The sequence below is a fragment of the Arthrobacter sp. SO3 genome (assembly GCF_020532825.1).
Lineage (GTDB): Bacteria > Actinomycetota > Actinomycetes > Actinomycetales > Micrococcaceae > Arthrobacter.
Window position 1 is genome coordinate 1 of record NZ_MQTS01000140.1, and the last position, 7975, is coordinate 7975.

The following is a 7975-nucleotide window of genomic DNA, read 5'->3' on the forward strand; positions in this document are numbered from 1 at the left end:
CTTCAGGAAATCCCGCCCACGCTCAAGCCCACCCCTAAATACAGCGAGGAAACACGATGAGTGAAAACCCGGATGTCATCCGAGCAGATATTGAAGCAACCCGCGCGCGGCTGGGCACGAATGTCGATGCCGTAGCGGACAAGGTCACCCCGTCCCACATCGTCCAGCGCCAGACGGACAAGGTCAAAGACGCCGTTTTTGGAGTGAAGGAGAAAGTCATGGGAGCTGCCGACCACACCGCCGGCAATGTCCACTCGGCCACCGGCAGTGCCGGGTCGCATCTCAGCGACGCCGGGGCAGCTATCGGGGACGCCCCCACGCAGGTCAAGGTCAAGACCCAGGGGAACCCTCTGGCGGCAGGTCTGATTGCGTTCGGGGCCGGCCTGCTGGTCTCCTCCCTGATCCCTGCCAGCCAGAAGGAACGCGAAGCCGCAGATTCCCTGAAGACTGCTGCCGAACCGCTCACGACGGAACTCACGGAGGCCGCCAAGCACGTGGCGGAAGGACTCAAGGAGCCCGCCCAGGCTGCGGTGGAGAACGTCAAGGCCACAGCCACCGTCGCCACCGAACACGTCAAGGCCGAAGGCCAGGGCGCCGTGGCGGACGTCAAGGATCGGACTGTCGAGGCCAAGGACAACGTCCAGCAGGTCTGATCCCTTTCGAACCCGGCCGGCCGTCCTGCGCTCACGCGCCGGACGGCCGGCCGTTGCACTTAACCCCAAAGGAAGAATTCCCATGGCCAAGAACCCCGCCGCGGCAGACACCACCGCCGACACCGAAACCCAGGAGAGCAGCACCGCCAAGGCCCGCACGGCACCCGCCCCGGACGACTCCCGCAAACCGGACAGCCCCACCGAGGTCACCAAGCCCTCGTGGAAGTACATCGCCAGAAAGACGCTGCGCGAATTTACCAAGGACCAGTGCCCGGACCTTGCCGCGGCCCTGACCTACTACTCGGTCCTCTCCATTTTCCCGGCCCTGCTGGCCCTCGTGTCCCTGCTGGGCATCTTCGGGCAGGCCGGGAAGACCACGGCCGGGCTCCTGGACATTGTCCAGGGCTTCGCGCCGGCAGAAACGGTCGAAGCCATTCGCCAACCGGTCGAGCAGCTCAGCAACTCCTCCGCTGCCGGGCTGACCCTCGTGCTCGGCCTCCTCACGGCCCTCTGGTCCGCTTCCGGCTACGTCGGGGCATTTGGCCGGGCCATGAACCGGATCTACGAAATCGATGAGGGCCGGCCGTTCATCAAGCTGCGCGGCACCATGCTCGCCGTCACCATCGCCACGGTGCTGATCGTCCTGCTGCTGGCCGCCATGCTGGTCCTGAGCGGGCCGGTGGCTGAGTCCGTCGGCAGCGCGATCGGGCTGGGCGGGGCTGTCCTCGTGGTCTGGAACATCGCCAAGTGGCCCGTCATCCTGGTGCTCGTGGTGCTCGCGATTGCCATCCTGTACTACGCCACGCCCAATGTGAAGCAGCCCAAGTTCCGCTGGATGAGCCTTGGCTCCTTTATTGCCCTGGTGGTGTTCCTGCTGTCCTCCGTGGCCTTCGCGTTCTACGTCGCCAACTTCAGCAGCTACAACAAGACCTATGGCACGATCGGTGGCGTCATCATCTCGCTGCTGTGGCTCTGGATCCTGAACATGTCGCTGCTCTTCGGCGCCGAATTCGACGCCGAAATGGAACGCGGCCGCCAACTCCAGGCCGGCATCGAAGCCGAGGAAACCATCCAGCTGCCGCCCCGCGACACCAAACAGAGCGACAAGCTGCAGGCCCGTGAAGAGGAAGACATCGAACGCGGCCGCGAACTGCGTGAGCGGAGCGGCGGCGCGGACTCGGGAGCCGCGGCGCGTGCCGGGCGCACTCAGAACGCGGATCCGCGCAACCCGCGGGACCAAAGCCCCTAGCCCTTTTCCTGACCGCTGCGTTCTACTGGGGGCAAAGTACCGCCTGGAGGCGGACACGGCTGACGGGGAGGACGAATGACGGCACCCGCGGCAGGGCCCGAACGCACCACGGTGGCCGTGGGCTACGACGGGTCGGAGGCAGCGAAAGAGGCCGTCCAGTGGGCCGCGCAGTACGCAGCCGCCGGAAACTACCGGCTCCGCGTGGTCCACGCCTGGGTCTGGCCGATGTTCACCAAGAAGCTCGGCCCGGTCAAAGGCGTGGAAGGCAGCGGACTGCGGCACTCAGCCGAGGCGATCCTTGCCGAAGGCCTCGACCTGGCAGGCGCGGCCCTCGCGGCCGCTCGAACCCCTGGCGCAGCAACGGCTGCGGAACCCGCGACAGACGGACCCGCGGCGGAGGCTGCGGCGGAACCCGGGCCCGACGTCGAGGGCGTCATGGAAACAGGGCTCCCGGCGGCGGTGCTGCGCGACGCGGCGCAGGATGCCCGCCTGCTGGTGGTCAGCAGCCGCGGGCTCGGCGGCGTGCTGGGGCAGCTTGCGGGGTCGGTCTGTCTCGACTTGGCCGGTTCCTCCCCGTGTCCGCTGATGGTGATCCGCCGGCTGCGCGGGCCCGGGGAAGCGGCGGGCGCCGTCGTCGCGGGCATCGACGGGACCTCCCGGAGCTCCGCTGCGCTGGCCGGCGCCGCACGGCTGGCGGGAGTGCTCGGCGCAACCCTGCAGATTGTCACCATCGACCAGAGCCGTGGCGGAAACCGGGAAATGCATGGACGGCATGGCCCGATGCAGGGCCGGGAACTCCTGGACCACGCACTGGAGGAGGCCCGGAACCTTGCCCCGCATCTGTCGATCTCAGTCGTCTTGCGGCAAGGCCACGCTGCGTCCAAAGAACTGTTGGCGGCCGCCGGCGATGCCGAGGTGCTGGTGATTGGAACCCACAACCGTGAGGGAGGCCCGGGCAACACGGTCACGGCCATCCTGAACAAGGCGCGCTGCAACGTCCTGATAACGCGCTGAACCGCCCCACCGGACCACTGCCTTCAGAGGGGAGCTGGAGGTCCTAGCAGAGGAGGACACCCGTGCGAGCCTGGCGGGTCGGACAGCCCGGGCCGATGAGCAGCGGCCCCCTCGTGGCAGGCGAGTGCCCCGACCCCCGGCCGGGCCCCGGCGAGGTGCTGGTGCGGGTCCACGTGTGCGGAGTCTGCCGGACAGACCTGCACCTGGCCGAGGGGGACCTCCGCCCGCGACGCCCCGGCGTCATCCCCGGCCACGAGGTGGTCGGCGACGTCATTGCGTGCGGGTCCCGCGCCACGCGATTCTCCCGCGGCGAACGGATCGGGGTCGCCTGGCTCGGCCGGACCTGCGGCTCCTGCCGCTTCTGCCTGCGTGGAGCGGAGAACCTGTGCCTGACCCCCGTGTTCACGGGCTGGGACCGCGACGGCGGCTACGCCGAACTCATCACTGTGTCCGAGAACTTCGCCTACCGGCTCCCGTCAAACTTCTCGGACGAAGAGGCCGCACCCCTGCTCTGCGCGGGAATCATCGGCTACCGCGCGCTCTGCCGGGCCGAGCTGCCCATCGGCGGACGGCTTGGGATCTACGGCTTCGGCGGATCCGCGCATCTGGCCGCACAGATCGCCCTGTTCCAGGGCGCGCGTGTGTACGTCATGACGCGGTCCGAGGAAGCGCGCGCCCTCGCCCTCGAGCTGGGCGCGACCTTTGCCGGCGGCGCCGATGAGCCACCGCCGGCTCCGCTGGACTCCGCCATCCTCTTCGCTCCGGCCGGCACCCTGGTGCCGGCGGCCCTGCGTGCCCTGGACCGGGGCGGCACCCTTGCCGTCGCCGGCATCCACCTCAGCGACATCCCGCCGCTGCACTACGCCACGGAGCTGTTCCACGAACGCCAGCTGCGCAGTGTCACCGCCAACACCCGGGCCGACGGCGAGGAGTTCTTCCGCATCGCCGCGGAGATCCCGCTGCGCCCCACCACGGTGTCCTATCCGTTCTCGGCCGCGGACCAGGCGCTGCTGGACCTGTCGGAGGACCGGGTCACGGGCGCGGCCGTGCTCCGGATGGACGCCCCGTAGCCGGCGGGGGCGCCGGCGGTTTCAGTCGTCCTGCCGCAGGAACACATGGTCCTGACCGGCCCGGAGCAGCACCCGCTGGGTCCCGACCCGCACCAGCACCGGGGCGGCGTCGCCGGGGGCCGCCGACACCGACAGGCGGTCGCGTTCCAGATGGACGGCGAGCATCTGATCCCGGTAGCGGACCTGGAAGCGCACGCGGCTGAGCTCGACAGGCAGCCGGGGCGCGAAGTCGAGGGCATCGCGGGTGATCCGCAGCCCCGCGAAGCTGCGCTGGACGACGTCGATCGTCCCGGCCATCGCGCCCAGATGGATGCCGGAACTGGTGGTCCCGCCCTGGGTGTCATCCAGGTCCGCGTCCAGGGCCTCCCGGAACACCGCCCACGCCCGCTCGGGATCCCGCTGCGCCAATACCGACGCGTGGGCCACCCTGCTGAGCGTGGAGCCGTGCGCCGTCCTGGCCAGATAGAAATCCACCGTGGCGGCCATCTGGGCGGAGGTGACCGTGTAGCCCATCCGGGCCAGGAACGCGATGAGCTGGTCCTCGCCCAGGACGTACAGCAGCATCAGGACGTCGGCCTGCTTGGCCAGCCGGTAGTGGTTTGCGCTGTCCCCCTCCGCCTCCAGGATCAGGTCCAGCCGTTCGATGAGCCCGTAGGTCCGGCGGTAGTGCTTCCAGTCGAGTTCCCGGAGCGCACTGTAGCCGTCGAACTGGCTGATGACGCCGTCGTCGTGAAACGGAACGAACATGCGGCGGCTGAGGTGTTCCCACGCCTCGATTTCAGTGGCCGTGATCAGCAGCCGGACACGCAGTTCGTCCATGTCGAACCCCTGGACTGAGTGCATGATCCAGACGGCCTGGTCGAACACCCAGGCCGCCATGATGTTGGTGTAGGCGTTGTCGTTCAGACCGCCGCCGGGGTCGCCAGGATTTCCGGTGTGGTATTCATCCGGACCCATGACGCCGCGGAGGTGGAAGCGGTCGTCCGCAGGGTCCAGCTCCGCCATCGACGCGAACAACCGGGCAACGTCGACGATGATCTCCGCACCGTGCTCGGTCAGCCACCCGCGGTCCTGGGTCGCCTCGAAGTACTGCCAGGCGTTGTAGGCGACGGCGAGGCCGACGTGACGCTGGAGCCGGGAATGGTCCTGCATCCAGTGCCCGGACCGCCGGTTGAACAGCAGCTGCGGCGTCTGTTCCGTGCCGTCGCTGCCGCTCTGCCACGGGAACATCGCCCCTTTCAGCCCCGCGGCCCGGGCCGCGTCCCGGGCCGCGCCGAGCCGACGCCACCGGTAATCGACCAGCTCCCGCGCGACGGACGGCAGCCTGGAGTTCAGTAGCGGAAGAACGAAGAGTTCATCCCAGAAGACGTGTCCCCGGTAGCCCTCGCCGTGCAGTCCGCGGGCCGGCACGCCCGCGTCCAGTTCCGCGGTGTGGGTGGTGAGTGCCTGCAGCAGATGAAAGACGTGCAGGTTCAGGATGAGCTGTGCCTGCGAGCCGTCGTCGAGCTCGATGACGAACGGTTTGAGCAGGATCGCCCACGCGGCCTCGTGCTCGGCCTGCAGCGCCGCGAAACCGCCCGGGGCCCGGGCCAGGGCGGCCCGGGCCGCCGTCAGCGGCGCGGCGATGGCGTGGTCGCGCGAGGAGGCCACGGCCACGGTCTTGAGAACCGTCAGCGGCTCCCCCGCAGCCACGGGAAGCTCGAAGCGGTGCGAGTGCAGGCCGCCGAGCTCCTCGGGGATCCCCGTCCCCCGCGGCCCGCCGGGCCCGGAGACTTCGGTCCGGAGGGCCAGGGCAATCCCGATCCCGCTGGTTACGGTCCGGACTTCCACGGTGAGGCCGGCGACCCCGGGCCCGGGCTCGGACGCGGTAACCTCCACGGACCCCAGATGCCGGCTGGACAGCGCCGCGTCCTCGGGGACATTGGAGTTGGTTACCCCAGTGTCGCAGCCGCTGCGGATGCTGACGGCACCATCCCAGCCGACAGCCGTGATGACCGTTTCCAGCGCGGCCAGGTTCGGTGTTGCCATCGACACGAGGCGGCGCTGCAGCAGCTTGAGCTGCCGGCCGGCGCTGTCCTCCAGCAGTGCCTCGCGGGTGAGTACCGCGCGCAACAGGTCCAGGGTGCGCCGTTCGCTGCGGAGTGCAAGGCCGCCCTCGGACCACCACGCGCCGTCGCCGATCCGGAGGTCCAGCGGCAGCCAGTCCGGGATGTTGACCATGTGTTCGTCGACCGTTTCCTGGTCCATCACCACACTGCGCAGGCTGTTGTAGACGCCGGCGAGATAGCTGCCCGGATAGTGCACCGCGCCGGCGCGGTGTTCGGGGGCAGCGCCACGGGTGGCCAGGTACCCGTTCCCCAGGGTGGTAAGGGCCTCACGGTGGCCCTCGTGCGCCGGGTCGAAGCCCTCGTAGACCAGCAGCCACGGGTGCGAAATGACGAGTCCGATGTCCAGTTGGCTGACATCTTCGACGACGACGTCGGCGCCCGCCGCTTCCAGCGGATCCCGCCGCCCGGCCCGGTCGATCCCCACGACCAGCCCGAAACCGCCGCGCCGGCCGGCCTCCACACCGGGCACCGATTCCTCGATGACCATCGCCCGGGCGGGCGGGATCTCGAGCCGGCGCACCGCTTCCAGGGGCAGTGCGGGGGCCGGTTTGCCGGCGACGTCGCGGTCCAGGGCCGTCTGCCCGTCGATGATGTGGTCGAAGACGTCCCCGAGCCCGGCGGCGGACAGCAGCGCGCCCGCGTTCCGGGCCGAGGTGGCAAGCACCACGGGAATCCGGCCCGCCTTCAGCCGGCCGAGCAGGTCGGCGGTGCCGGGGAAGGCCCGGACCGGGTTGTTGCTGAGCAGCTTTTCGAACACTTCGTGGTGGCGGGCCGCGAGCCCGAACGCGGTCCAGTCCCCGGAGCCGTCCGACGGTGAGCCCCTCGGGATGGCCCCGCCGCGGGACCCGAGAAACGTTGTTACCGCGTCCTCCCAGGTCCGGCCCGCGACCAGGTCATGGTAGTCCTCGGTGCTGAACGGGTCCCGGCGGGTCCCGGCAGGAAGCCGCGGGTCCAGGAGGACTTCGTCGAAGAGTTGCTTCCAGGCCGCCGCGCGAAGCTCCACCGTGTCCGTGACCACCCCGTCGAGGTCGAAGATCACCGCATCGACGGGCGCCAGGGCTGCGGCAAGGGTGGGCGACTCCGTCATGCCATAGTCGTATCAGGCATCCGGCCACCGCGACAGTGGCGACCCGGCGCAGTGTCCTGCCGGTCCGGGATTCGGAGGGCGGACATCAGCGCAGCAGCGCGTCGAGCGTGGTGAAACCGTAGCCGGCCTGGCGGATCCGTTCGATCATCCCGGGGAGGGCGTCGGCGTCGAGGGTGGTCCGGTCATCGGGGTTGGAGCCGATGTGCATCAGCACAATCTCCCCCGGCCGAAGCCCGGCGAGCACCCGGTCCGCCACGATTTGCGCGGTAATTCCTCCGCTGCTGCCCTTCCAGCCCAGGGTGTCCACGGTCCAGCGCACGGGAAGGTAGCCATAGGCGTTGACGGCAGCGATGGTCCGGGCGTCGCGTTCGCCGAAGGGGAAGCGGAACAGCGGCCGCGGATCCCCGCCGCCGTCCCGGATGGCCTGCTCGGCTCCCGAGAGTTGCTGCCCGATCGCGGCGGCCGAGAGACCGGTGAAGCCCGGATGGGACATCGAATGGTTGCCCAGCCGGTGGCCGCCCGCGACGATCGCGGCGACCCCTGCCGGGTTGGCGGCGGCCCAGTTGCCGGTCAGGAAGAAGGTGCCGCGGACGCCGGTGGCGGCCAGGGTCTGCAGGATGCTCGGCAGCCCGGCCGCGTTGGCTCCGGCGTCGAACGTCAGCGCCACCACTGCCCCGGCCCCCGGGATCACCTCGACGTCGCGGCCGGCGAGTGCGGCGGGGAACGGGACGGCGGGCGCCGGGGCCGGCGGTTCCGGAGCGGGCGGTTCGGGAGCAGGGGGTTCGGGAATGGGG

6 protein-coding genes are annotated in these 7975 nt (G+C 69.8%); 4 read left to right on the top strand and 2 right to left on the bottom strand.

What is annotated here, in order from left to right:
* Positions 1-56 precede the first annotated feature (56 nt).
* The 4 genes from BJQ90_RS13370 (at position 57) to BJQ90_RS13385 (ending at position 3986) form a co-directional block, all read left to right on the top strand.
* Positions 57-653: a DUF3618 domain-containing protein gene (locus BJQ90_RS13370; protein WP_226760741.1), complete on the top strand. Its 597-nt coding sequence runs from the start codon at positions 57-59 to the stop codon at positions 651-653.
* An 82-nt stretch (positions 654-735) separates the two neighbouring features.
* Positions 736-1902: a YihY/virulence factor BrkB family protein gene (locus BJQ90_RS13375; protein WP_226760742.1), complete on the top strand. Its 1167-nt coding sequence runs from the start codon at positions 736-738 to the stop codon at positions 1900-1902.
* A 75-nt stretch (positions 1903-1977) separates the two neighbouring features.
* Positions 1978-2916 carry a universal stress protein gene (locus tag BJQ90_RS13380; protein WP_226760743.1) on the top strand — a complete coding sequence of 313 codons (939 nt, stop codon included), beginning with the start codon at positions 1978-1980 and terminating at the stop codon, positions 2914-2916.
* Between the two features lie 62 nt (positions 2917-2978).
* The gene (locus BJQ90_RS13385; protein WP_226760744.1) at positions 2979-3986 is read left to right on the top strand and encodes a zinc-dependent alcohol dehydrogenase family protein; all 1008 of its coding nucleotides are present in this window, start codon (positions 2979-2981) and stop codon (positions 3984-3986) included.
* A 21-nt stretch (positions 3987-4007) separates the two neighbouring features.
* Here the strand turns inward: BJQ90_RS13385 and BJQ90_RS13390 are convergent, their stop codons facing one another.
* Positions 4008-7181 carry an HAD family hydrolase gene (locus BJQ90_RS13390; RefSeq protein ID WP_226760745.1) on the bottom strand — a complete coding sequence of 1058 codons (3174 nt, stop codon included), beginning with the start codon at positions 7179-7181 and terminating at the stop codon, positions 4008-4010.
* 85 nt (positions 7182-7266) lie between these two features.
* The coding region (locus tag BJQ90_RS13395) for a polysaccharide deacetylase family protein (protein WP_226760746.1) at positions 7267-7975 on the bottom strand (709 nt) is incomplete at its 5' end.